Raw genomic sequence first — 26092 nt, forward strand, 5'->3', positions numbered from 1 at the left:
CTCTCCTTTCCAAAAGAACATAGCAAAAAAAGGAGAGAACTTCTACTTCATATTATCCTTTATTCTACTAAAAAAGCAGGCCATTTTCTGGCCTGCTTTCCCCTTTTTATACGATGAAATATACTGCTTTTAATGGTCCATGTACACCGACAACAAGATTCATTTCAATATCTGCCGAGTTACTCGGTCCTGTAATAAAGTTAATACAAGATGCTACTGCCTCGCCATTTTCTACACGTGTGTTCATATCCTGAACTGCTTGTGTAATACGAGGCACAAGTGTTTCACGTGGAATAATAGCAAAGTATACAGTCGGTAAAAAGTGTAAAGAACGACCTTGGCCTTTATGACTTTGTACAACAATCGTACCAGATTCAGCTAAAGTATAATCACTAAATGCAATTCCAATATTCGCTCTTTCCGCGATACGCATATTCTCTTCTTTTTTCTCAGGATCCCATACATTCACTTCAATATCTCGCTTTGGAAGTTCTTCTTTAAATAAAGATGTTAAACCATATGCATCAAAACGGTCATCTGCTGATAATAAAATAGGTCCCCCGCCATTTTCCATGATTTCTTTTTGAAGGTCTTCATGCAAACGATCATTTGTCGTTTCCACGACAGTTGTATGAATGTTTGTACATTGCTTTTTAAATACTTCTAACAATTCTTCTTGTGAATAATCTTTTAGCGTTTCTACATTCACATTACTTTTCCATGCTGGACGCTTTACGCCTTCCGTTTTCCGCTCACGTCCAAGTTCTTTTGCAATATTATCTAGAAAGGACTCACGGTTTTGAATTAATCCTGTCATTATTGATCGCCGCCTTTCTTATGATCTTTATACCAATCACGGAATCGTTCTTTACTTGGCGCTGGGAATTCACGAATGTCCGTCCAGTTTTTAAGTGGCCCCACACCTTTTGATACACGATTACCAGATGTAAATGGACTCATTGCTGCCGGTGCCATTTTTGACCCCATTTTATATAAAGCAGCTGAAGAAGCACCCATACTAAACATTTTCATCGCTAGTTTTTCTGCAAGTGGTGCACGTCCTTCTTGCTCAACAATCACTTGACGATGTTTTAATAATAGGTCATGTAACGGAATCTTTACCGGACAAGCTTCCGTACATGCTCCGCATAAACTAGATGCATAAGGAAGCTCTTTGTAATCGTCATATCCACCTAGAAGTGGTGTTAATACCGCACCAATCGGTCCTGAATAAATAGATCCATATGAATGTCCACCAACGTGGCGATATACAGGACACACGTTAACACAAGCTGCACAACGAATACATTGCAATACTGAACGGAATTCCGATCCAAGAATTTGAGAACGTCCATTATCAACAACAACTAAATGAAACTCTTCTGGTCCGTCAACTTCCTCTTCTTGAATTGGTCCTGCTACTGTTACATAACTAGTTAACTTTTGACCTACTGCACTACGACATAGTAAACCAACTAAGACATCTAATTCTTCCATTGTTGGAACCATACGTTCCATACCCATTACTGCAATTTGTGTTTTCGGAATCGACATAACAAGATCCGCATTCCCTTCATTCGTTACTAAACAAAGAGAACCCGTATTTGCAACAGCGAAGTTACAACCAGTTACACCGATTTCTGCATCCATAAATTTCTCACGAAGTTGTTTACGAACAAACTTTGTCATTTCGTATGGATCGTCCGAATTTTCATAGCCAAGCTTTTCTTTAAATACATCACGAATTTGCGTTCTATTTTTATGAAGCGCAGGCGCGATAATATGTGAAGGTGGATCGTTATCTACTTGCAAGATATACTCTCCTAAGTCACTCTCTAACACTTCACAACCAACTTCTTCAAGCGCGTGGTTCATACTAATTTCTTCTGTCACCATCGATTTTGATTTCACTACTTTTTTCGCTTGCTTCTTTTTCGCAACGTCTTGAATATACTTTGCAGCTTCCTCTTTCGTTTTCGCAAAGTATACGTGTCCGCCTCTTTTTGCTACATTATCACTTAACTGTGTTAAGTAATAATCAAGATTTTCTAACGTATGTTGACGAATTTGTTCACCTAGCTCACGCCACTCTTCCCAGTTTCCTAATTCGTCCGCTGCTTTTAATCGATTCGTGTATAAACGTGTTTGTGCAGACGATACCGCACCTCGCATAAACGAATCTTGAATTCCATCGCCTACGCGATCATTAAATTTTTTCTCACTGATTTTCATAGACATAGCTTATGTTCCCCCTTCATGAGCGACTATTCAGTACCTCAGCAATATGCATTACTTTTACTTCTTTTCCTAAACGTTCAATACGTCCGCCAATGTTTAACAAACACCCACAATCTGCACCGATTAAATAATCAGCACCTGTTTCCATTACGCTATCTACTTTTTCATCTACCATTTGCTCAGAAATTGGAGTCATTTTAACTGAAAACGTTCCCCCAAACCCGCAACAATTTTGCACGTTTGGCAAATCTCTCACAGTTAATCCTTTTACGTTTGATAATAAAATGCCTGGTGCTTCTTTTACTCCAAGCAGACGTGTCATATGACAAGATTTATGAATAGTAGCTATCCCTGGTAAGCTTGCACCAACATCTGTAACTTTTAAAACATCTACAATAAATTGTGTAAATTCATATGTTTTATCAGCAACTTTTTGTGCACGCTTAGCCCACTTCGGATCATCTTTAAAAACATGCGGATACTCATGAAACATTGTCGCACAAGAACCGGATGGCGTAACGATATATTCTGCATCTTCGAAAGTTTCAATCATATGCTTCATTGCTTCTTTTGCTGCTTCTACATGGCCGCTATTATAAGCAGGCTGACCACAACAAACTTGTGCTTCTGGAAATTCAATTTCACAACCTAAACGCTCCAACACTTCAACTGTTGCTTTGCCGACGTTCGTTTCAAACATATCGACTAAACAAGTAACAAATAAAGTCACTTTCATAATTATTACTCCCCCTTTTTACAACTCCACCAACAAACGTATGGTCATCAGATGACTAAGAAAAGAAGAAGTAGGCTCAACCATGGCCTATCCTCTCCCTCTTCTAAAGAAAACGCTTACTTAATCTCTCTCTATTTTATCAGAAAATTAGATTTTTAAAAGATTAAATTACGAATTTATATCTGTTTTACCTGTGACAATATGTTCTACATTTGTTAAATGGTCTAGCATTGCTTGCTGCGCTAATTCTACATCTTGCTTTAACACCGCATCATATATAACTTGATGCTCTTCTATAAGTCGTTCTGATGTTGTTTGTTCACCATATAAAATAATGCGTCTTGATTCACCAATCGTTTCAGCAATCATCTCTGAAACATGATTCATGAGTTCAAGCAAAATGTTATTATGCGAAGACTCCGCAATTCCCATATGGAACTGAAAATCTGCTTTTTCACCAGCTTTTTCATTTCCAATGCTCTTTGCCATTTCATCTAACCAATGCTTCATATTTTGTAAATTATCTTCCGTACGTTTTGCCGCAGCTGCTCGAACTGCCCCCACTTCAAGCACCTTTCGTACTTCTAATAAATTCAAAATATCTTCTTTCTTCATTAATAATCTATTGTTTAATGATTTCGTTAATGAAGAAGAATCGAAATTCTTCACATATGTACCTTCTCCTTGTTTCATTTCAATTAAGCCCATCGCTCTTAGCGCACTTAGTGCTTCACGAACAGCAGATCTGCCAACTTGAAACTGCTCAGCTAATTGATGCACAGGAAGTAGTTTGTCACCAGGTTTTAATGTACCATTTTTAATCATTGTTAAAATAGCTTCAGATACTTCTTCGTAAATTTTTTTCGGTTTAATAGATTTGTACTCCAGTTAAATCACCTCAGTATCTTCCAAACAACAATTGAAACGATTTATAAGAACTTTGCATCATAACTATTTTAGAACGAATTGGTAAGAAGTACAAATGTTTTGTTCATAAAATCGTCAAAATTCCGATATTTTTTACATATTAATTTATATCTTTACGTATAACTATTGTCTTCAATATAAAAAGCATGCCCTAAAAATTAGAACATGCCTTCCTCATCCTGTACCTTCAATTTAATAATAACTGTTGTTCCATTCCCTTTTTCACTTTCAATGCTCCACTGCCCATCATGTATATGAACAATTTGCCTTACAATAGCAAGTCCTAAACCAGTTCCGCCATGTTGACGACTTCTCGCTTTATCAACTCGGTAAAAACGCTCACCAAGATTGTCTAAATGCTCTATATCAATTCCTATTCCTGTATCTTTTATTTTCAATTCACAATAATCGTCTATTTTCTCTAGAGTTATTGTGATATCCCCGTTTTGATTCGTATATCGTATCGCATTATCTAACACGTTATGAAGCACTTGTTGCATACGATCCTCATCAATCATTACAATAATCTCTGGATCTAAATTTGTTGCAATACGAATTTTCTTTTCTATAAACTTAATTTCATACGTGTCTAATACATCTTCAATAAGTTGTGAAAAAACGATAGGTTGCTTCTTAAGTGGAAAATGTTCCCCTTCTAATTGCGCTAAATCTAATAAATCATGTACAAGACGCTGCATGCGATCTGCTTCTTTATGGATGAGATGCGTTACCTTTTCCTGCTGCGGCCCCTTCGCCACACCATCTAAAATAGCTTCACTATACCCTTTTATATAACTAAGGGGAGTTCTAAGTTCATGCGAAACATTCGCTAAAAACTCCTTACGTTTTAAATCTTCTGTTTCTAAAGAATTCGCCATTTTATTAAACGCTTTTCCTAATCGTCCAATTTCATCTTCTGAAGAAACCGTAATCCGCTCCGAGAAATCCCCAGTAGCCAGATGATTCGCAACCCGTTCCATTTGCGAAAGCGGCTTCGTAATGGCAATAATAATTTTTCTACCAATCCATATTGTAAGTAAAATCATAGCAATTGCTAATGGGGCTAAAATAAGACCCATATCATATATTAAGTCTTTTATACTTTTTAAAGAAATATAAGAATATACAATTCCAACTAATTTTTTATTTTCTAAAACAGGGATGACAACACCCATAATATTACGATCAAAATGTTCTTCATATCCTATCTTTGTGACAGTTTTTCCATCTAACAACGTCTGCCGATCGTCTTCACTTATAAGAGAATGATGATGCACATCAAACGGCAAACATGCGCTTAAATCACGTGGATTGGAAACGAAAAGAACGTCTGAACTAGATATTTGATCAAATGCTCTTACTTTCTCTTCAAGAGTTGATATTCCTTCTCGCTTATCATATTGCATTGCAAGATTTTTACCTTCCATTACTAATGAGTCTTTTACATTATCAACGTATAGTTTTTCATACGAATATAAAGACACAAAATAAAGAAAGGAAACTGTTACACATACTGCACATACTACTGTAAGCCAAAGTTTTTGTACCATTGTAAACATATGTTACACCTCAAATTTATAACCTACACCCCAAACCGTTTGAATGTAGTTTCCACTTTCTCCAAGCTTCAAACGCATCGTTTTCACGTGTGTATCTACTGTTCTTGTACTTCCGGCATAATCATATCCCCATACCTTTTCCAGTAATTGCTCCCGGCTGAATACTTGCCCTGTATGTTGGCAAAGAAAATATAGTAAATCAAACTCTTTTACTGTAAGAGAAATCGGTTCACCATTCGCCTCAATTCGCCTACTTTTTTCATTGATAAGGATCGGTCCAAATTGAATTTCCTCTTGCTGCTCTTGCTTTGTATATCTTCTTAACACAGCTTCCATACGAGCAATTAATTCACCAGGACTAAACGGCTTTACAATATAATCATCTGCTCCCATACGTAAGCCGTTCACCCTATTCCATTCTTCACCTTTTGCCGTTAAAAATATAATTGGCACATCTGACGTTTTTCTAATTTCTTTACAAACTGACAGTCCATCCATTTCAGGCATCATAATATCTAGCACAACGAAATCATAATGATCCGATTCTAATTTTGTAAGAGCCTCTTTTCCATTTTCGGCTTCTCCCCATTCGTATCCGAAATTATCTAAGTACATTCCTACAAGTTGTCTCATATCACTTTCATCATCTACAACTAGCACTCTATATTTACTCATTACCCTTCCCCTCCCTCTCTATTAGTTGAAACGGTCCTTTTCCAACTTTAATTGTTTCTTTTATTTTCATATTCTTCATATCCATAACACACACTTCATCACTGTCATAACTGGCTACATACCCTTCTGTTCCACTTTTCAAAAATGCAAATGGGTTTGATCCTACTTCAGCAGAAGCTACCTCTATATATGTGCTACTATCAAACACCCTAAGTGTATTCGAACCATGACTTAATGCATATACGTACTTTTTATCCTTCGTTATATTTACAGGCATAAAAGGGGCATGTAAAGAACGCAACATTTCGCCACTCTGTAAAGAATACACCAATACTTTCTCATTCACTTGATTTCCATCACCATGTCCGCCAATCCATATTTCTTTCCCGTCAGGACTAACCGTCGCTCCAGTTGATGCTGGTGGAATCATAAAGGACTGTATAATTTCTTTTGTCTTTGTATCAATTGTCGTTAATTTCGTATCATAAAAGTTTAATACAGATAATTGGTTATGATGCTCTACCATCGTTATTGGCCCTTTTCCTGTCGATACACTCCCTGTCTCTTTTCCTTTTATCGTAAAGAACCTTACCCTTTGAGCAGTTTGATCGGCAGCAAATAATTGCTTTTTATCTTCTGATACGACTACATTCACAATACCTTTTCCAGTTTTATATTTTTCCACTTGCCTTCCTTCTGTTAGTGAATATACATACATGTACTCTAACTGCTTGCCATATACAAGTATTTCCTCGCGGTTTGGAAGGAGTGCAATTCCTGCCATCGGCTCATTTAGTTCCCATGTCGTAATTAGCTTTTTTGTTTGTTTATCAATAAAACTAATACTACCTTCTTTTATATTCGTTGTTATAATAACATTTTTATCTTTAGCAATCGGTGTATATGAACTTCCTTGACACCCTACTAATAGAAATAAAAAACAGAGAAGAAAAACATACTTTCTCAAAAGATTCCCTCCATCTTCGGATGATTTCGTTATAATTGTAAAATAACAAATAAATGTGTGGAAAGTGTGAAATTTTCCTTTCTTACCTCATTTACATATATAATGTACAACAAATAGAATTTGAGGTGTGTCAATTATGCTTTTTCCTGATTTAGCGAATAAAATTGTACGGGAAGTACGCAGACTAATTACAGAAAATATTATTATCATTAATATACAAGGTGTTATTATCGCTAGTACAGATGCAGAAAGAATCGGTCAATTTCATGAAGGTGCACTCCGCTGCGCGAAACAAAAGAAAACTGTCATCATTACAAAAGAAGATGAACAGCGACTACAAGGCGTAAAAGCTGGGATGAATCTTCCTTTACTATTTCATGATGAAGTAATCGGTGTCATTGGCATCACTGGAGAACCAGAAAACATTTCACAGTACGGCGAAATATTACGTAAGATGACCGAACTACTGATTCATGAAAACTACTTTTTAGAACAACTAGAACTTGAGCATCGTTCGTATGAAGCATTTGTCTTTGATTGGCTTCAAAATACAGACTGGTCTCCTAGTTTTCTCGATCGTGCAAAAACACTTGGCATTGATTTATATAAGAAGAAACAGCTTATTTTGTTCTCCATCGGCCAAAATGACACGATGCTCCAGCGTAAAATTTGGCAGCATATACGCAATACATTAACAAAGGAACATCTATTTGTTCGTTGGGGAAATGATCGCTTCATTTTATTTACAGCGATGCGTTCCAAAGAGCAAACTTACCAATTTTTAAAACGGTTAAAACAAGACTGTGAAACTTTATTTTCAATTCCTATATATATCGGGATTGGACAAACAGTTATGCCAAGCGATATGAACATCTCATACGAACAAGCATTACGAGCTCTTTCTGTATCACTTGAAACGAAAAATATTGTATTTAATGAAGATTTACGTTTAGAAATGTGCTTACAAGATATTTCTGCCGAAACACGGGAACAGTTTCTAGAGCGTACTATCGAAAACTTACTATCATCTCCTGAGCTTATGCACACTTTACGCTTATTTATCGATTATAACCAATCTTATAAACAGACAGCTAAGCAATTGCATATACACATTAACACATTGCACTACAGACTTAAAAAGATTGAGGAGTATACAGAACTCGACCCGAAACAATTTAAAGATTTAAATGTTTTATACTTCGCACTCCTTTTATTAGATAATCATACAAAAAAGATTGATAAAAAAGAGTAATCTTCAGATGATTATACATAGAAAGAATCCCCTGACTTTTTTATCATTATAATAAAAGCACTGTTACAACGTTTTTTATAATAACTAAATACGTTAACAGTTTGAGGGGGATTTCCAATGTTAGAAAAGCAAATTATTGATTCATTCGTATCCATTGTTGGCGAAGATAATGTAGATACATCCAATATGGGCCGTTTAACTTATAGTTATGATGCCACTCCAAATTTTCAAGCAATGCCTGATGCAGTCGTTGCTCCTCGTAATACGAATGAAGTAGCTGAAGTGTTAAAAGTATGTAACACTCACAAAATCCCTGTGTACGTTCGCGGATCTGGAACGAATCTTTGCGCAGGGACATGTCCACTTGAAGGCGGTATCGTCCTTATTTTCCGTCATATGAACAACATTTTAGAAATTGATGAAGAAAATTTAACAATTACTGTTCAAGCGGGTGTCATTACACTTGATATTATTAAAGCGGTTGAGGAAAAAGGATTATTTTATCCACCAGATCCAAGTTCGATGAAGATTTCTACAATCGGTGGAAATATTAATGAAAACTCAGGTGGTTTACGTGGATTAAAATATGGCGTAACACGTGATTATGTAATGGGACTTGAGCTTGTTTTACCGAATGGCGATATTATTCGTACTGGTGGTAAATTAGCAAAAGATGTAGCAGGTTACGATTTAACGCGTCTATTTGTCGGTTCTGAAGGAACACTTGGTGTGGTGACCGAAGCGATATTAAAACTTGTTCCCATGCCTGAAACGAAGAAAACGATGCTCGCGCTCTATGAAGATATTAATGAGGCTGCCCGTGCTGTTTCTTCCATTATTGCAAATAAAATCATTCCAGCGACACTTGAGTTTTTAGATCAACCAACAATTGAAGTTGTGGAAGAGTTTGCACAAATCGGCTTACCAACTGATGTGAAAGCAATTTTACTAATTGAACAAGACGGTCCACCTGAAGTTGTTAATCGAGATATCGAAAACATGGCTAACGTTTGCCGCTCTATGAACGCAGTTGATGTTCGCGTTGCAAAAGATGAAGCAGAAGCAGACGCCCTTCGTACAGCACGCCGTAGTGCTTTATCAGCACTTGCAAGACTAAAACCTACTACCATATTAGAAGACGCAACTGTACCACGTTCACAAATCGCTCCGATGGTTGAAGCTATTAATGCGATTGCAAAAAAATATAATATTCCTATTTGTACGTTTGGACATGCTGGTGATGGTAATTTACATCCAACTTGTATGACAGATGCCCGCAATGAAGAAGAAATGCACCGTGCTGAACAAGCCTTTGCTGAAATATTTGCGAAAGCAATTGAACTTGGTGGCACGATTACTGGTGAACATGGTGTCGGTGCGATGAAAGCTCCCTACTTAGAAATGAAATTAGGTAAAGAAGGTATTGCAGCTATGCGAGGTATAAAGCAAGCTTTCGATCCAAACAACATTATGAATCCAGGAAAAATGTTCGCGAAAGACTCTCGTAAAAGACTGGTGGTTGAGCGATGACCACATTAAATAAAGAAAACATTCAAAAGGAATTTAAAGAACGATTAAGCGAAGATGAACTACTAAATTGTATGCGATGCGGTTTCTGTTTACCAACTTGCCCTACTTACATTCAATCAGGTTATAAAGAATCACATTCACCACGCGGACGTATCGCACTAATGAAAGCAGTCGTTGATGGTTTAATTGAGCCAGATGAAGATGTTGAAAATACATTAAACGTCTGCCTCGGCTGTCGTGCTTGCGAACCTGTTTGTCCATCTGGTGTGAACTATGGACATTTATTAGAAGAAGCTCGTGATATTATTAATCAAAATAAAAAGTTCTCAATGCCAGTGAGAGCTGTTCGTAAAGTCGTGTTTGAAGGACTATTCCCGCATCAAAATCGAATGAGAACATTAACAGGATTAATTGGATTTTACCAGCGTTCTGGTTTACAAACGCTAACACATAAAACAGGTATTATGAAGTTATTCCCTGAAACAATTGCAACGATGGATCTTGTTTTACCAAAAGTCCCTAAAATGAAAGCAATGAAAGATCGTCCTGCATTTTTACCTGCTGAAAATACAAAGAAGAAACAAGTAGCATTCTTCACAGGCTGTTTAATGGATACGATGTTTTTAGAAACAAATAACGCAACGATGAAACTTCTTCAGTTAGCTGGTTGTGATGTCGTTATTCCGAAAACACAAAACTGCTGCGGGGCACTACATGGGCATGCTGGTGAAAAGAGTGGAGCGAAAGAATTAGCGAAACGAAATATAAAAGCATTCGAAGATTTAAACATCGACTATATTATTACGAATGCAGGTGGTTGCGGAGCTTACCTCGTAGATTATGATTATCTTTTAAAAGATGATCCAAAATGGGCTGAACGCGCAAAGCAGTTCGTTTCTAGAATTAAAGATATTACTGCTATACTAGTAGAATTAGATTTCCATAAACGAAATGACTTACGACTCGCGCCACAAATCATTACGTATCAAGACTCATGTCACTTACGCAATGTTATGCGAACATCTTCTGAACCTCGTATGTTATTAGAAGCCATCCAAGGCGCAACATACCGTGAAATGAAAGATGCAGACCGCTGCTGTGGTTCTGCTGGTATTTACAATATCGTTCATTCAGAGTTATCAATGGAATTTCTAGATTACAAAATGGACCGTGTACATGAAACAGACGCAGCAACCATCGTTACTGCAAATCCAGGTTGTCTATTACAAATGAAACTAGGTATTGAACGTGAAGGCATTTCTCATAAAATGAGAGGAATTCACATTGTAGATCTATTATTAGAAGCAATTGAAACCAACTCGTAATAACTCGTAACATACGTAATAATAGGAAAACGGCTATCTCCTTCGTCTATGTAAAGAGATAGCCGCTTTTTTGTCCGCTACAACATTAAAAATATGTTACTTTATTATAAAAAAGAACAACAGAAACATTACAGTTTTGTAAAGATCAATCCATTATATTCCTCAAAAAAACGCTCAAACCACTGATACAATGGGATTCCTCATTTTTAACATAGGTAGATTTATCCAAAAAATCACTCTTAAAACCAAGTATAAAAATGCTGAAAATTCCTTTTATACTCTATGTTTCTCTTATTTCTCCCCTTTTCTCTCCTTAGGATAAATTAGGTAATTTTAAAGTCTATGAATTTTTTTCCATCTTTTTTCTCTTAAATTGTGTGCTACGATGAATTTGTCAGTCAGACCGGCTGTCAAAACAAATCGTGTGAAAACAAATTAAAACTTTATATAGGGGGACACACATCATGAAAAAGCGTGTTTTATTATCTGTAGCTGCTGCAACAGCTCTTACTCTAGGAGTATCATCTTTAGATGCACAAGCTGCAACAGTACAACCATCTAACATAAAAGTTCAAAATATTCAGCATTCAAAAGTGATGATGAAGCAAATGAGCCAACAAGAATTACAAGCATTCTTACAATCTATGGGAGTTGAATCATTAGCACAATGGCAACAAGCTAACTTCCAACCAAACTGCTTCGTTCCTGGTCAACAACCTACTGAAAATGTTGTAACTGAGCAACCAACAGCTAAGCCAGAAACTCAAAAGCCTGTTGAGCAAAAACCTGTTGAACAAAAGCCTGCTGAACAAAAGCCTGCTGAAGAAGTTCAAAAACCAGAAGCTTCAAAACCAACTGAAAATAATAACACTCAAAACGAAACACAAAAACCTGCCGAAAAGCCTGCTGAAGAAGCAAAATCTTTAAGTGAGTTCGAACAACGCGTTGTTGAATTAACAAACGCTGAGCGTACAAAACAAGGCTTACCAGCACTAAAAATCGATACTGAATTAAGCAAAGTAGCACGTATTAAATCTGAAGATATGCAAAAAAATAACTACTTTGATCATAACAGCCCTACATACGGGTCTCCGTTTGACATGATGAAGAAATTTGGTATTTCTTATACATCTGCAGGTGAAAACATCGCTCAAGGCCAACGTACACCTGAAGAAGTTGTACAAGCTTGGATGAACAGTGCAGGACACCGTGCAAACATCTTAAATAATGGCTTCACTCACATCGGTGTTGGCTATGTAGAAAACGGTAACTACTGGACACAACAATTTATTACGAAGTAAATAGATTAAAAGAGTCTTCTCATAACGAGAAGACTCTTTTTTAAGTTTCATAACTTTCTATTATATATGAGTATAAAATGTAGAACATAAACAAAATAGAACCACAGCTTATTACACTAAGTAACACATAAAATCCCCATCTCAAGTTCAAAAACAATGAAAATAATATACCACATGCCATTCCTTGAAAAATCCGCCTACTCACTAAACGAATCTTTTGTAATTTAATTGGATCTTTCTCCGTGCTCTTCACCTTTTTAAACTCTTTACTAAGCATAAAAAGAAACATACTAATCCCAATCGTTAGTCCTGTCTGAAAAGATATAATGCTTCCAAAATTAATAAAGAGAATGAGCATATGGATAAACAACATAAATAAAGTAATCGTTTTTATAAATCCACTTATAATGAAATGCTCTCTTTCATTAAACTTATATATATTATGTGAAATAATATACACGAATCCATGTAAGAAAATAATAAGACAAGGAATAAATAATACTACAACTTGTTTACTCATAAACTCGTTCGGCCCACCATTTTCATTCCAATGCACTGCCATACGGTTTGGTAAATATGGATAGAGGCATAGAGTAACTAAGAGACAAGCGCAACATATGCCTAGTATATATTTATATTTGACCAAGTGATTCTCACCTCTCTTTTCTCTTAACGGCTTCGCTTCTTTTAGAGAAATTCCTGCAAAAATCTACTTTTCTCAACTTTAAACTTACATTTTACGCATTCACTCTTTGAAATTCTTTCATCGTATTGTTTAATTTTGTAGGAAATGGTACATCAACTTCTATCTCTTCTTTCGTAATTGGATGTAGGAAATTAATTCTCATTGCATGTAACGCTTGCGCTGACATATATTTCGTTTGTCCACCATATAATACATCCCCAACTAACGGGTTACCATTATAGCTCATATGAACACGAATTTGATGTGTTCTACCGGTTTCTAATTGTAACGTGACGAATGTTATATCTTGCTTCTTAAAGTATTTTTCTACTTTATAGTAAGTGATAGCTGCATCTCCCTTTGGAGACACACGACGTCTCGTAGCATGATGTCGATCCCTTCCAATGGCTGCATCAATTGTTCCCTGCTTCTTTTTTACTTTCCCTTCAACAAGCGCCGCATACGTTCTCTTAATTTTCCGTTCCATTAATAAACGATCCATAATTGCACCCGCAATTCTATGTTTTGCGAATACAACACCACCTGTTGTATCTTTATCTAAGCGATGAATATGACGAACCTTCGTCTCTAAACCTTGCATTTGAAAATGAAAGGCAACAAGGTTTGCAAGTGTTCCCGTTCCACCTTTTTCAGCAGGATGCGTATCCATTTGCTCTGGTTTATTGACGATGAGTACGTGATCATCTTCAAATATTACATGTAACTCACCATATTCGGGATCTACACCGTACTCCTCCTCCATAAACATATGAACTTGCAATTTATCACCCTCTTTTAAAGGTTCATTCCATCTTCTCTGTTCCCCGTTAACAGTAACACCTTTTTCCATACGAAGCTGATGTAATAATTTTTTCGGTATTTCCCATTCTACTTTTAATAACGATTCGATACTTATACCATTCCATGTAGCTGGAACAGTCATTTCGCACCATTCGCCCTTTTTCTTTGTTTCCATATTGTATCACCTTATTTCTATTGATTCTCTCATTGTAACGGAAAACACACTTTGATGCACCGCCAAAAATAGAGGACAGTCTTATAGTAGACTGTCCCTCAAGCTCTAAGCCTTTTCATTTCTTGCAACACTTCTTCAGCTTTCTGTTCATACGTTAAATCTTTAAAGAAATCCGCCAATCGTTTATAGTCGTTATACGTATCTAATAAATCATCCATCTTTTCCACTTTCATCACTTGGTGTTTTTGCTTCATTTTTACTGGATAACGATAGCCTGATACTTCTTGTATTTTATAATACTCGTCCTCTACTTGAATAACCTTTACAAGTTCCTCTTCTTCTGCATCCATCGTGTACCCGTCAAATTCTCTAAGCAGTTCATAAATAATATGAGTCCATTCATCCTTTGGATAAAATCCTTTTTCTAACCGATAACCGACAATGCGATACATATGCCCATCGTTCTCAGCAAACTGTACTGTATCATTTAACTTAAACTTAAAATAACGAAACATTGCCTTCACCTACTTGTATGTATTGTTCTTATCACATACTATTTGCAAAATGTGGGCTTTGCTATTCATAAAAAAAACGCTCATCAATATGATGAGCGTTTTTCACGATGATTTTTCTCGTTTTTTTCGAAATGGTAGCCACCAGTTCCAGTCTCCAAACAACTTCATCAAGCTTGGTACGAGCATAAGGCGAATAATTGTTGCATCAAGAAATATCGCTAATGCAACACCCAGCCCCATTTGCCTTACTGGTAAAATATCAGTAAATGCGAACGCACCAGTTACAACAATCATAATTAAAGCAGCTGACGTTATAATTCTACTCGTTGAAACGAGGCCTTCTAACGTTGCTTGATCATTATCTCCTGTTTCTTCATAGAGCTCATGAATACGCGAAATAAGAAACACTTCATAATCCATGCTAAGCCCAAATACGAGGCCGAAAATGAAGATCGGTAATACAAAAAGAACAGGACTTGCTTCTAAACCAAAATGACCACCTTCAAATAACCAAACAACGATTCCAATTGTTGCGCTTAAACTAAGTATATTCATAATAATAGCCTTAATTGGAATGAGTATAGAGCGAAATGCAAATAATAATATAACAAAGGTCGATCCAAATATAACAGACATACCAATTACCACATTATCTTTAATTTCATCTTCCAATTCTTGTTGGAACGTGGTCATTCCGCCTAGATAGTACGTAACACCTGTTTCTTTATAATTCTTTTTAAAATCACGAACCCACTGTTTAGCAGTTTCCGTACGTGGTTTTGTTTTCAAAAAGACTTCTATCGTTGTCTTATTTTCTTTCGTGTATGCTTCAAACACAGGAGCTAGTTTCGCTGATTCTGGCGACTGCAATATTCCAGCAACTTGATCTGCTTTCATTCCCGTTAATCCGTCATATAAACTTCTTACTTCATGTACTTTTTTATCATCTTTTAACTTTAGAACAACTTCTTCTAGCTGTTCTAAACTTTCTTTTTCTTTCATATCTTTTTTCGTTTCTACTACTAACGTAACATCAGCGTGGGTTTTAACAGTTTTATTAAATGCTTCTTCATACTTTTCATATGCAATCCTTGTATCACTCTGTTTAGGTAAAGCTTCCACGTCAGGGAACTGCAAATTTGCAGTACGTAACGGCAATAAGCAAATAACAATAAATGTTGTAACAACAATAATCATTGCGATTGGATGTTTCATTACAAATTGCGCAAATGTGCGCCACGCCTTTGCCGGCGTATGTGCTACTTGATTTTTTTTTAATATTCGTTTACCGATTAACGATAATAGTGCTGGAAGAAGTGTGAGTGAGAATACAATACTCATAATCACAACAATCATTCCGCTAATGGCAACAGATTGAATATAATCTATCTTAAAGAAAAACAAACCAGACAGTCCGACAAATACACATAATCCCGAAAATACGATAGCGCGACCTGCTGTCTGATATGTAATTGCTATCGCTTCTTTTACCGTTCGTTTTGCAACTTCCTCTCGAAAGCGATTTACAAATAATAGAGCAAAATCAATAGATAGTGCAAGTCCAATCATCGGCGCAACATTTAATACGAAAATAGACAATTCTTTATCGATACCTATGAAATATAAAATGCCCATTGTGCTAATAACACTAAGTGCCCCATTTAAAATTGGTAAAATAGATGCCAAAAGACTACCAAATGAAAATAGTAATACGAGGAATGCAATTGGTAAGCCAATCATCTCTGCTACTTTCAAATCATTTTGCGTTCTTTCATTAATCTCTTGATTAATTTTAGGGAACCCTGTAGGTGTTACCTTTAGCGTCTTATTACTTTCTTTCTCTATTTTATCAGCGAATTGTAACGTCTGTTCCATTCGTTCTTTATTTGTTTTCCCGGAAAATAAAATCGTCGCATAACCGATATCCTTTTGTAACATTTCTTTATTTTGTATTGGGTGATGGAAAGATTCATACGTCTCTTTCTCTTGAATACTCTTTACAATTTTCTCTATTTCCTTTTCGAATTCCTCATGTGAAGCATTCTTATTTTTTTCAAAAACGAGTAGGAGTGTATCTTGAGACCTTTTAAAATCTTTATCTAAAATTTCTTTCGTTTTTTGATAGTCCCCTTCTGTTTGAAAACCATCACCGCCCAATACTCCTGGAAGCTTTGGAGCGAAAATACCGAGTGCTATTGCGAGTAATAGTAACGCCACAATTACCGTATAACGAAACTGGTATAAAAAAGAGCCTAACTTCCCCCACCTATCAACTTTATGTACATTTGTCTTCACACATTTTCACCTACTTTAAAGAATTCAACTTTCATTTATACTGTATCACATCTTCACACAAACAAAAAACGTCTAGAAAAACTATAATGATAGTTTTTCTAGACGTTTTTCTATCTCTCGTTATTAAGCCCAAGCCTCTCGGTGAGCAAACGATGAAAATAAATTGCTATGATGAGCAAAATACCACCGAAGCAGTAGCCCGCTAAAATATCAGTTGGGTAATGTACATTTAAAATGATTCGACTTAATCCAATCAATACGATTAATATACCTAGCAAAATCGTTATAACATATTTCCCCGTTACACTCTTCAAATTTGCAGCAATGATATAAGCAAGAAAACCGAATGTCATAATAGATAGCATTGCATGTCCACTAGGGAAACTATATCCAAGTGCATCTAGCGCTTCATTTAATGACGGACGATCTCTTTTCACAATTTCTTTAATCCCTTTATTAACAAGGTGTGTTACTAAAATACCTAATGGATACACAATCATCGCAGCATAATAACGCTTCTTCCAAAAAACGAGCAAACTTATAACAAGCGTAGTTATTATCCCAATCTCAGACCCCATCTTTGTAAAATATGAGAAAAATGTAAGTGAGCCTTCTGTCTGTAACCCTTTTACCAATCCACGGACATATGTATCCATCACTGTAACGCCACCTGTATGTACGCGCCAAGCAATAATACTAAATACAACAAGTAATAAACCGATACACATTACCTCATATTGATGTAACTTCTTCTTCAAACGATTTCCTCCTACTATGAAAAAATGCGATTTCTACGTTAGAAACCGCATTTCCTTACTTATTTACCTTTTGTTTTTAACTCTGTCCAATAACGATCGTAGTCTTTTAACTTATCGTCTACATCAACAAGCCATTCTGTACGATCTAATTCTTCTTTCGTTAAGAAGATCATATGGTTATCACGATATTCTTTACTGTGAAGAGGATGAGCTTTTTCATTCGGATTACTGTAACCAATTGACTCGTAGTTTTTCACACTTACTTTTTCATCTAATAAGTAGTTCATAAACTTCTCTGCAAGTTCCTTATGTTTCGCACCTTTTGGAATTGCTAACGTATCAGCCCAAATCGTGCCGCCTTCTTTTGGTACAACGTATCCTACATCTTTATTGTCTTTTGCAATAAATGCTGCGTCTCCAGACCATACAGTCCCAATCCAAGCATCTTCTGTAATGAATTTCTGTTTAATATTATCTGTATCGAATGCTAATAAGTTTGGAAGTAGCTTCTGTAAATCATTTGAAGCTGTCTTTAACTCTGCATCAACTTTCGTGCTATTTGAGAATCCATTCTTTTTAAGTCCCATTCCTAGAACTTCACGAGAATCGTTTAATAAAGTAACATGCCCTTTATATTTCTCATTCCATAAATCTGCCCAGCTTGTAGGTACTTCTTTCACATACTTTTTATTGTATGCAATGCCTGTTACACCCCAAGTATATACTAGAGAATACTTATTCTCTGGATCAAACGCAGGTGTTTTAAAGTTAGAAACAAGGTTCTCAATGTTCGGGATGTTCTTCTTGTCTAAAGGCTCTAGTAAGTCCATCTTCGCCATTGTTTTCACCATGTAATCAGATGGCTGAATTAAATCATACGTTGCGCCACCAGCTTGTAATTTTGCAAGCATTTCTTCATTACTTGCATATTTGTCATAATTGATTTTCACGTTATATTTCTTTTCAAAATCTTTTAAAACCTGCTCATCAAAGTTGTCAGCCCAACTATAAATATTTAATTCTTCTTTCTTCTCACCACAGCCCGCAAGTACACCTGCAACAAGGCCGAAGCTAATAGCTGCGCCAGCTAATGTCTTCACTAATTTCATCGGTTTATTACCTCCTCGTACTTTCTATATCATTCGTATTATAAAGGAAGGTGTCCTCCAGAGTTTTCTTCACCATCTGCACCTTTGTTACGGAAGATTTCAGATAAAACCATTAATCCTACGATAACAACAATTAAAATTGTAGAAAGAGCATTAATCTCAGGTGATACTCCGCGCTTAACCATACTGTAAATGTATAATGGCAATGTTGTTGATCCTGGTCCTGATACGAAGAAACTAATTACAAAATCATCAATTGATAATGTGAATGTTAATAACGCTGCCGAAACAACTCCCGGCGCAATTGCTGGAAATGTTACATAGCGAAACGTTTGCCACGGTGTTGCACCTAAATCATTTGCGGCCTCTTCTAAATCACGTCCCATACTAGACAGACGCGCTGCTAAAATAACAACAACAAATGAAATACTAAATGTAATATGCGCAATAATAATCGTTACTTGTCCAAGTTCCATACCTAATTGACTAAATAAGATTAGTAAAGATAATCCCATTAAAATATCAGGAATTAAAATTGGTAAGTATACAAGACCATTAATTGCCCCTTCAAAACGATATTTATAACGATGTAAGGCAAGTGCAAAAAACACACCAAGAATTGTCGTTACAATCGTCGTTATAACTGCAATCGTCATACTATTTATAAACGCATCAATAACATCTTGTTTTTGAAATAAATCTGTATACCAATGGAATGTAAAACCTTCCCATTCTGCATTAATGCGCGAATCGTTGAAGGAATATACCATTAAAACCATCATTGGAAAATACAAAAACAATAAAATTAACCAAGAATAAGAAACTAAAAACTTCTTCATCTTTGCCTATTCCCCTCCGTTTCCATCATATTTATATACTTTCGTTGCACGATAATATAAGTAAATTAACAGAACAGAGAATAGAACAACAATCATAGATAACGCAGAACCAAACGGCCAGTCACGCGATCCTAAGAATTGATTTTGAATTACGTTTCCGATTAACGCTACTTTCGATCCACCCATAACGTCTGATACAACAAACATTCCGATAGAAGAGACGAATACTAAAATAGAACCAGTAACAATCCCTGACATCGTCATTGGTACTGTTACATTCCAAAATGCCTTTACTGGTGTTGCCCCTAAATCATAAGCTGCCTCTAGCTTACGCTTATCCAGCTGCTCAATAGCCGCATACACTGGTAAAATCATAAATGGTAATAAAGAATATACCATTCCGAGTATTACAGACGGTGTATTATATAATAAATTTAAAGGTTCACTAATAATACCTAATTTCAATAACAATGTGTTTACAAGACCTTGTGAACGTAAAATAACAATCCATGCGTATGAACGAACAAGGAAGTTAATCCAGAACGGGATCGTTGCCAATAATAAAAGGATAGAACGATATTTGCGATCAACAATTGTAATTGTATAGGCAAATGGATAACCAATTACTAAACAAAGTACCGTCGTAATAACCGCAATTTTCACTGTTTCCCATAATGTCCCCATATATAATGGATCAAACACGCGCACTATGTTATCTAGTGTAAACTTCATTTCCACTGTCCCGTATGCTCCGCGCTGCATGAAGGCAAATGCGAGTACGAACAGAAGTGGAATTAGGAAGAAGAGTAACAGCCATACGACTGTAGGTAATGCGAGTAATTTCCCTTTCTTCAATTTAAGGTCACCTCGTCCTCTTGCTCCCAGCCTACATATACATTATCTCCAATGCTCCACTGTGCTGCTTCTCCAGCAGTTTGATATGCCATTAGTAATTCTGATGTTTTCTCATCACGTACATAAAGCTTTTCCATATTTCCAACAAACTCAATATCTTCAATATGTCCAAGATGGTATTCTTTTAAAATTGGCTCTTCAACCGAACGAACCTTTACATTTTCAGGGCGAATTGCTACGTAGCTTTCCCCATTTTTCACAATATTATTTTCACCGATGAACGTCGCAACAAACAATGTTTTCGGTTGATTATAAATTTCTTTCGGGGTGCCGACTTGCTCTATATGCCCTTTATTCATAACGACAATACGATCACTCATACTCATCGCTTCTTCTTGATCGTGCGTTACGTATATGAACGTAATTCCTAAATTACGCTGTAAGTTCTTCAATTCACGTTGCAAATCTTTTCGTAACTTAAAGTCAAGCGCTCCAAGTGGCTCATCTAATAATAATACGCGTGGGTTATTAACAATCGCTCTCGCAATTGCGACACGCTGCTGCTGTCCACCAGAAAGCTTCGAAGGTTTACGATTACGAAACTCAAGTAACTGTGTTAAACGCATTGCCTCTTCAGCACGTTCTTTCTGCTCTGCTGCTGGTACTTTTTGCATTTTCATACCGAAACAAATATTTTTCTCCACACTCATATGCGGGAATAGTGCATAATGTTGAAACACTAAGTTCATATGACGCTTATATGGCGGCAAATCGTTAATTCTTTCATCATCTAATAAAAGATTTCCTTTAGTTGGCGTTTCAAAACCTGCGATCATACGAAGTAACGTCGTTTTGCCGCAACCACTCGGTCCTAAAATTGTTAAAAATTCTCCTTCTTTAATATCTAAAGAAAGAGGTGGGATAATCACTTGATTTCCAAAATGTTTTTCTACTGCTTCAACTTTAATAATCTTTTTCATTTTCCCGTCCTATCTACCTTAAATTTTAATTTTTATATTCATGAATAAATATTTATGTTTTATAGACTATTTTTTGTTTCGATCCAAACAAAAATGATTATTTAACAAGCGTTCGCTTCTATTCTTTATGTAGTATGTTTGATTCATTTTCGCACGATACATAACGTCGAACAGAAAAACCCCTTCCATTGCGAAGGGGCTATTATCATACGGCTACGCCTACTGATAAACACCATCATCATTTTAACAACTTTCGTATGAATTTTAAAGCACTTTTTGTAGAAGAGTAACGAATTTTCATGTCGAATGCTGTAGATTGGGCTAAAATGCTTTTATAATGTGAAAAAGTCCGAAAACTTTCTTCCCCATGATAACTACCTAAACCACTACTTCCGACGCCTCCAAAAGGTAAATACGGCGTTGCAAGATGATAGACAACATCATTAATACAACCTCCGCCATATGAAATATTACTCGTCACCTTCTTTTGTACTTCTTTATCTTCAGAAAACACATATAAAGCTAACGGCTTCGGATGTTGCTGAATTGTATCAATGACATCTTCTATTTTGTCATATTCTATAATTGGTAAGATTGGTCCAAAAATTTCATCTTCCATAACAGTACTTTGCCATGTAACATTTGTTAACACTGTCGGTTCAATATGTAACGTTTCTTTTTTATAATTTCCGCCGATTTCAGTTTTACCATCTTTCAAAAATGTACATAATCGTTCAAAATGTCGCTCGCTCACAATTCGTACGTAGTTGTCATTATTGAGCGGCTCTTTTCCATACTGCTCCGCAATTTCATGTCGCAGTGCCTCAATTAACTGTTCTTTCACAGAAGAATGCACATACATATAATCAGGCGCTACACACGTCTGTCCAGCATTTAAAAACTTGCCCCAAACAATTCGTCTTGCAGTTACATCTACTTTTGCATCTTTATGTACAATACAGGGGCTCTTTCCTCCCAGTTCTAACGTAAGTGGCGTTAACTGTTTCGCTGCTGCCTCCATTACAACTTTCCCTACGCCAACACTACCTGTAAAGAAAATATAATCAAACGGTTCCCCTAGCAAATCTGTACTTTCTTTAACGCCACCTTCTACTACCGCTACAAGCTCTTCTGGGAATAATTCCTCTACTATTCTCACAATCACTTTTGAAACGTTTGGCGTTAACTCTGATGGCTTTAAAACGACTGTATTGCCAGCTGCCAGCGCTCCTACAAGTGGTGCAATTGCTAATTGAAACGGATAGTTCCACGGCGCAATAATTAGTGTCACACCATACGGTTCTGGTAATACTTTTCCCTTTGACCCGAAATGAGTAAGTGCTGTTCGAACACGCTTCGGTTTACTCCACGCTGAAATATGTTTTAATTGAAAAGAAATCTCTTTTAATACGTATCCTATTTCTGTTGTAAACGATTCGTGAACTGACTTATTTAAATCTACTTTCAATGCTTGAAATATCTCATCTTCATAACGCTGAATTCCATCATAAAGCTTCTTCAAATTCATTTTTCTTGTTTCTATACTTCTTGTATGTCCATTATAAAAATATTCCTTTTGTTTCTTTACAATAGAAGAAATGCTCATCCATTCACCTTCTCCCACTAGTTTTATCTCGCTATTAACGAGCATTTAGACTCTCACCTCAAAATCCAGCGAATGCAAGGATGTTAGACGCGAGCCGAACTAATAATCAGTCAAGATGCCTCCTGATTACAAATTCACTTTATCCAATTCTTTCATTATTTATATAGAACTTTTTTATTCGTAAAATTACATTATATATAATTTTTTCTTTTTTATAAAATTCATTGCTCACAAAAAAACTACCGAAAGAAAATCTCCCGGTAGTTTTACAGTATTAACGATATAAACGAACAGCACCTGCAGAATTATCATCAGCTTGTCCTACTACTTCAAACTTCAGACCAAGCTTCGGTAAAATACGTCCTGCATCTGGAATTTGTTCATTGATATACTTTTTAGAGTCATCAAACTTCGGTACACCTGCTAAACCATTATACGTAAACGTTCCACGCGTTGGAGATACAACTTTCCAAGATGGCGTTTTATCGAATGAGAACGCCGCATCAGCGATTTGGAATCGTGTACTACTCTTAACTGTCGGTTTACCATTTAAAGTTCCTACAATTGCTTCTGGATGAGAATCAACTACACCAAGGAAACCGTGTCCTGGATGTACGCCAACCCAGTTATCTGTGTACTCTGAGTCCGCATACCATACAACCATACCAGTGTTATATTGTGGACCGCGAGCAAATTTCAACGCGTTATCTGAACCAGCGTAGTTTCTCCACTCTACATAGTAGTTATGTTTTTTCTTCTCTGTTCCGTTAGAAACAGCGAAACCATCTAATTTGAATTGTGGTGCACCTTCTGCATCATCAGAGAATGCAACTTTACCATCTACTGTTAATGACGCATTATCAAGAGCGAATCCGTTTAACGCTAAGCCACCATCAGTAATGTAATCAAATGTTAATTTCACTTTCTTACCTTTGAACTGACTTAAATCATATGATTTATCAATCCATTTTCCGCTTGTTGTAGCTGCATTTCCACTATTTGCTTTCTCACCAATTCTTTCAAGTAACGTTTGTTGACCATCTTCTGTTACAGCGTGTACTTCAAGGAAATCGTACTCTGCTTCGATTTCATACAATGATTTGAAATCAAATTTCGCATTCGTTGCATTTGTTAAATCAAACAGCGGTGTTTCCATCTTTGTATGTAGATCGTCACCTTTTGTGCTGTAGTAATACTGTTTACCAAATGCTGGAGCAATCGTTTTTACATCTTTATCCGGTAAGTTAACACGAATCAAACCTGGTCGATCAGATTTCGTAACACTTTGGTCTAAATATGTTGCTAGACCGATACCTTTATTTAATTTCTCGTAATCTACTTCTACGATATTTGCCCAGTTACCACCGATTGTCTTTTGGAAAAACTCTTTATTTTGTGGTGATAGGCTCGTCGGTGTTGTTCCTGCAATTTTACCAGCCCAGCTTCCGCCACTCATAATAGACCAAGCTTCAACCGGCTCACCTTGACCGCTATATTGTGTATCATACTCATCTGGAAGACCTAGATCATGACCATATTCGTGTGCGAATACCCCAACTGCTCCATCTTCTGGCTCAATTGTGTAGTCGAATGCTGCCATCTTTCCGCCCCAATATGGAACTTTTGCTTGTGTACCTTCAATTTGGAATGGTTTTGGCCCAACTGTCCAGCGATGTGACCAAATTGCGTCATCACCTAATTTACCGCCGCCAGCTTCTTGTCCAACACCCGCATGAATAATCATTAAGTGGTCGATTAAACCATCAGGTTGATTTTGATTTCCATCACCATTTACATCGTATTGATCGAACTGATCAAACTGTGATAAATCAAGACCGCTATCTACAGCTGCTTTTAATGCATCTTTTACTAGATCACGTGGTCCTTTTGGTCCTTTATTATCATGACCTGTAGCAGCATCAGCACCGTAATCAGCAGCTTTACCTGGAACTGTTAACCATTTTGTAACTGTTCCATCTACAGTATAACTACCACCAGATTGCTCTTCATAATATTGTTTAAACGTTTCGATTTTACTTCCGTCATCTAACGTAAACGGCTCGTTACCAAATAACATTTTTTCATAATGTTCTTGATTAAAATCGTTGGAATACATGTAACCAGGTTCTTTATCAATATTGTTATGTTTGAAATCAGCATACTCTACAAGTAAAACGAGTACTTTATCTTTACGAACTTCACCGTTATATCCTTTTTGTTTTGCTGGTGAAGTTGGTACTTTACCATTTAGGGTACCTTTAGCTGGCCCTGTCGCTGCTGGTGTACCTGTTGCAGGTTGCTCTGATTTTTCTTTCGTATCTGCTTTCGCATCTTTCACTTTCTTTAAAAAGTCAGATGCTTCTTTCGTAAGTGGGTCCCCATTTGTTACTTCTTTCCCAGGATTTTCACCCTTTTTGTTCTCTACGTATTTTTCGACAGCTTTCTTTGTTTCTGTCTCTGAAGCTTTCGAATCAATTACCCCACGTTCTTTTAGCGCATTTGCTAAACGCTCCTCTGGAATTAAATGATCATCAACTGGGCTCGTAGCCGTCTTATTCACAGGTGTTTCAGCATAAGCCGATTGAGTACCAGCGCTGAATGAAATACCTAGAACAGCTGTTAAAGCAATTGATGATAACACTTTAAATGGTTTCTTTTTCATCCCTTATTTCCTCCCCTAATAAATAATATGTATTACAAATTGAATTTTATTAAAAATTCAATATTTTTTCAATATTTAGTTATATTATGTAATTTTTTTAATATATTTGTAAAAATTCCATAGTTAGTATACGAATATATCACAATTCAACAATGTTTTCTGAAAATATTGAAAATATTTATCGAACAATTTATAATTATTTCCATTGAGGGAGTTTAATGGGGATTTTATCTTTGTTTTATCTACACAATAAATGATAATTCGATACATAAAATACAAAATTCGATTCATTATCATTTATT

General features: G+C 36.2%; 22 protein-coding genes. 4 read left to right on the forward strand and 18 right to left on the reverse strand.

Features of this window, described 5'->3' with window-relative positions; all coding sequences use genetic code 11:
• Positions 1–106: 106 nt before the first annotated feature.
• From EUC40_RS19390 to EUC40_RS19420, 7 genes are all read right to left on the reverse strand, one after another.
• Positions 107–817, reverse strand: coding sequence for a LutC/YkgG family protein (locus EUC40_RS19390; protein ID WP_156576301.1), 711 nt, complete (start codon positions 815–817; stop codon positions 107–109).
• The gene (locus EUC40_RS19395) at positions 817–2238 is read right to left on the reverse strand and encodes a LutB/LldF family L-lactate oxidation iron-sulfur protein (protein WP_000061934.1); all 1422 of its coding nucleotides are present in this window, start codon (positions 2236–2238) and stop codon (positions 817–819) included. Before EUC40_RS19395 ends, EUC40_RS19390 begins: the two co-directional genes overlap by 1 nt.
• A gap of 16 nt (positions 2239–2254) precedes the next feature.
• Positions 2255–2974 (reverse strand): (Fe-S)-binding protein, encoded by a 720-nt coding sequence (locus EUC40_RS19400; RefSeq protein WP_000869143.1) that lies wholly within the window; start codon positions 2972–2974, stop codon positions 2255–2257.
• A gap of 168 nt (positions 2975–3142) precedes the next feature.
• Positions 3143–3799 carry a FadR/GntR family transcriptional regulator gene (locus EUC40_RS19405; RefSeq protein WP_000594445.1) on the reverse strand — a complete coding sequence of 219 codons (657 nt, stop codon included), beginning with the start codon at positions 3797–3799 and terminating at the stop codon, positions 3143–3145.
• Positions 3800–4059: 260 nt separating this feature from the next.
• Positions 4060–5460: a sensor histidine kinase gene (locus tag EUC40_RS19410; RefSeq protein ID WP_156576302.1), complete on the reverse strand. Its 1401-nt coding sequence runs from the start codon at positions 5458–5460 to the stop codon at positions 4060–4062.
• Between the two features lie 3 nt (positions 5461–5463).
• On the reverse strand, positions 5464–6135 hold the full coding sequence (locus EUC40_RS19415) for a response regulator transcription factor (RefSeq protein ID WP_000049883.1): 672 nt from the start codon (positions 6133–6135) through the stop codon (positions 5464–5466).
• Positions 6128–7102 (reverse strand): YncE family protein, encoded by a 975-nt coding sequence (locus EUC40_RS19420; RefSeq protein WP_156576303.1) that lies wholly within the window; start codon positions 7100–7102, stop codon positions 6128–6130. Before EUC40_RS19420 ends, EUC40_RS19415 begins: the two co-directional genes overlap by 8 nt.
• 136 nt (positions 7103–7238) lie before the next feature.
• On the opposite strand from EUC40_RS19420, the gene EUC40_RS19425 reads away from it, so the two are divergent.
• The 4 genes from EUC40_RS19425 (at position 7239) to EUC40_RS19440 (ending at position 12510) form a co-directional block, all read left to right on the forward strand.
• Complete coding sequence (locus tag EUC40_RS19425; RefSeq protein WP_156576304.1) at positions 7239–8354, forward strand: CdaR family transcriptional regulator; 1116 nt, start codon at positions 7239–7241, stop codon at positions 8352–8354.
• A gap of 117 nt (positions 8355–8471) precedes the next feature.
• Positions 8472–9884: a glycolate oxidase subunit GlcD gene (gene glcD / locus EUC40_RS19430; RefSeq protein ID WP_156576305.1), complete on the forward strand. Its 1413-nt coding sequence runs from the start codon at positions 8472–8474 to the stop codon at positions 9882–9884.
• Positions 9881–11209, forward strand: coding sequence for a (Fe-S)-binding protein (locus EUC40_RS19435; protein WP_156576306.1), 1329 nt, complete (start codon positions 9881–9883; stop codon positions 11207–11209). The genes glcD and EUC40_RS19435 overlap by 4 nt, the downstream gene beginning before the upstream one ends.
• Before the next feature lie 464 nt (positions 11210–11673).
• Positions 11674–12510 carry a CAP domain-containing protein gene (locus EUC40_RS19440; protein ID WP_156576307.1) on the forward strand — a complete coding sequence of 279 codons (837 nt, stop codon included), beginning with the start codon at positions 11674–11676 and terminating at the stop codon, positions 12508–12510.
• 40 nt (positions 12511–12550) lie between these two features.
• On the opposite strand, the gene EUC40_RS19445 is transcribed toward EUC40_RS19440, so the two are convergent.
• From EUC40_RS19445 to inhA1, 11 genes are all read right to left on the reverse strand, one after another.
• Positions 12551–13156 (reverse strand): DUF1648 domain-containing protein, encoded by a 606-nt coding sequence (locus tag EUC40_RS19445; protein WP_151625551.1) that lies wholly within the window; start codon positions 13154–13156, stop codon positions 12551–12553.
• 91 nt (positions 13157–13247) lie between these two features.
• A complete protein-coding gene (locus EUC40_RS19450) occupies positions 13248–14171 on the reverse strand; it encodes an RluA family pseudouridine synthase (RefSeq protein ID WP_156576308.1) in 924 nt (307 codons plus the stop codon).
• Positions 14172–14269: 98 nt separating this feature from the next.
• On the reverse strand, positions 14270–14686 hold the full coding sequence (locus EUC40_RS19455; RefSeq protein WP_000490298.1) for a hypothetical protein: 417 nt from the start codon (positions 14684–14686) through the stop codon (positions 14270–14272).
• Positions 14687–14788: 102 nt separating this feature from the next.
• The gene (locus EUC40_RS19460; RefSeq protein WP_156576309.1) at positions 14789–16981 is read right to left on the reverse strand and encodes an MMPL family transporter; all 2193 of its coding nucleotides are present in this window, start codon (positions 16979–16981) and stop codon (positions 14789–14791) included.
• Positions 16982–17091: 110 nt separating this feature from the next.
• Entirely contained in the window at positions 17092–17739 is a 648-nt protein-coding gene (locus EUC40_RS19465; protein WP_071709915.1) for a phosphatase PAP2 family protein, read from the reverse strand.
• Between the two features lie 59 nt (positions 17740–17798).
• Entirely contained in the window at positions 17799–18848 is a 1050-nt protein-coding gene (potD, locus tag EUC40_RS19470) for a spermidine/putrescine ABC transporter substrate-binding protein PotD (RefSeq protein ID WP_000780035.1), read from the reverse strand.
• Between the two features lie 38 nt (positions 18849–18886).
• Positions 18887–19687, reverse strand: a complete 801-nt coding sequence (potC, locus tag EUC40_RS19475; RefSeq protein ID WP_071709916.1) for a spermidine/putrescine ABC transporter permease PotC — start codon at positions 19685–19687, stop codon at positions 18887–18889.
• A 6-nt stretch (positions 19688–19693) separates the two neighbouring features.
• Positions 19694–20542, reverse strand: coding sequence for a spermidine/putrescine ABC transporter permease PotB (gene potB / locus EUC40_RS19480; protein WP_071709917.1), 849 nt, complete (start codon positions 20540–20542; stop codon positions 19694–19696).
• Positions 20539–21522, reverse strand: coding sequence for a spermidine/putrescine ABC transporter ATP-binding protein PotA (potA, locus tag EUC40_RS19485; RefSeq protein WP_071709918.1), 984 nt, complete (start codon positions 21520–21522; stop codon positions 20539–20541). The genes potB and potA overlap by 4 nt, the downstream gene beginning before the upstream one ends.
• A 238-nt stretch (positions 21523–21760) precedes the next feature.
• Positions 21761–23128, reverse strand: a complete 1368-nt coding sequence (locus EUC40_RS19490; protein ID WP_156576963.1) for an aldehyde dehydrogenase — start codon at positions 23126–23128, stop codon at positions 21761–21763.
• A gap of 274 nt (positions 23129–23402) precedes the next feature.
• On the reverse strand, positions 23403–25790 hold the full coding sequence (gene inhA1 / locus EUC40_RS19495) for a M6 family metalloprotease immune inhibitor InhA1 (RefSeq protein WP_156576310.1): 2388 nt from the start codon (positions 25788–25790) through the stop codon (positions 23403–23405).
• Between the last annotated feature and the right edge of the window lie 302 nt (positions 25791–26092).

The sequence above is a fragment of the Bacillus luti genome (assembly GCF_009739945.1).
Taxonomy (GTDB): domain Bacteria; phylum Bacillota; class Bacilli; order Bacillales; family Bacillaceae_G; genus Bacillus_A; species Bacillus_A luti.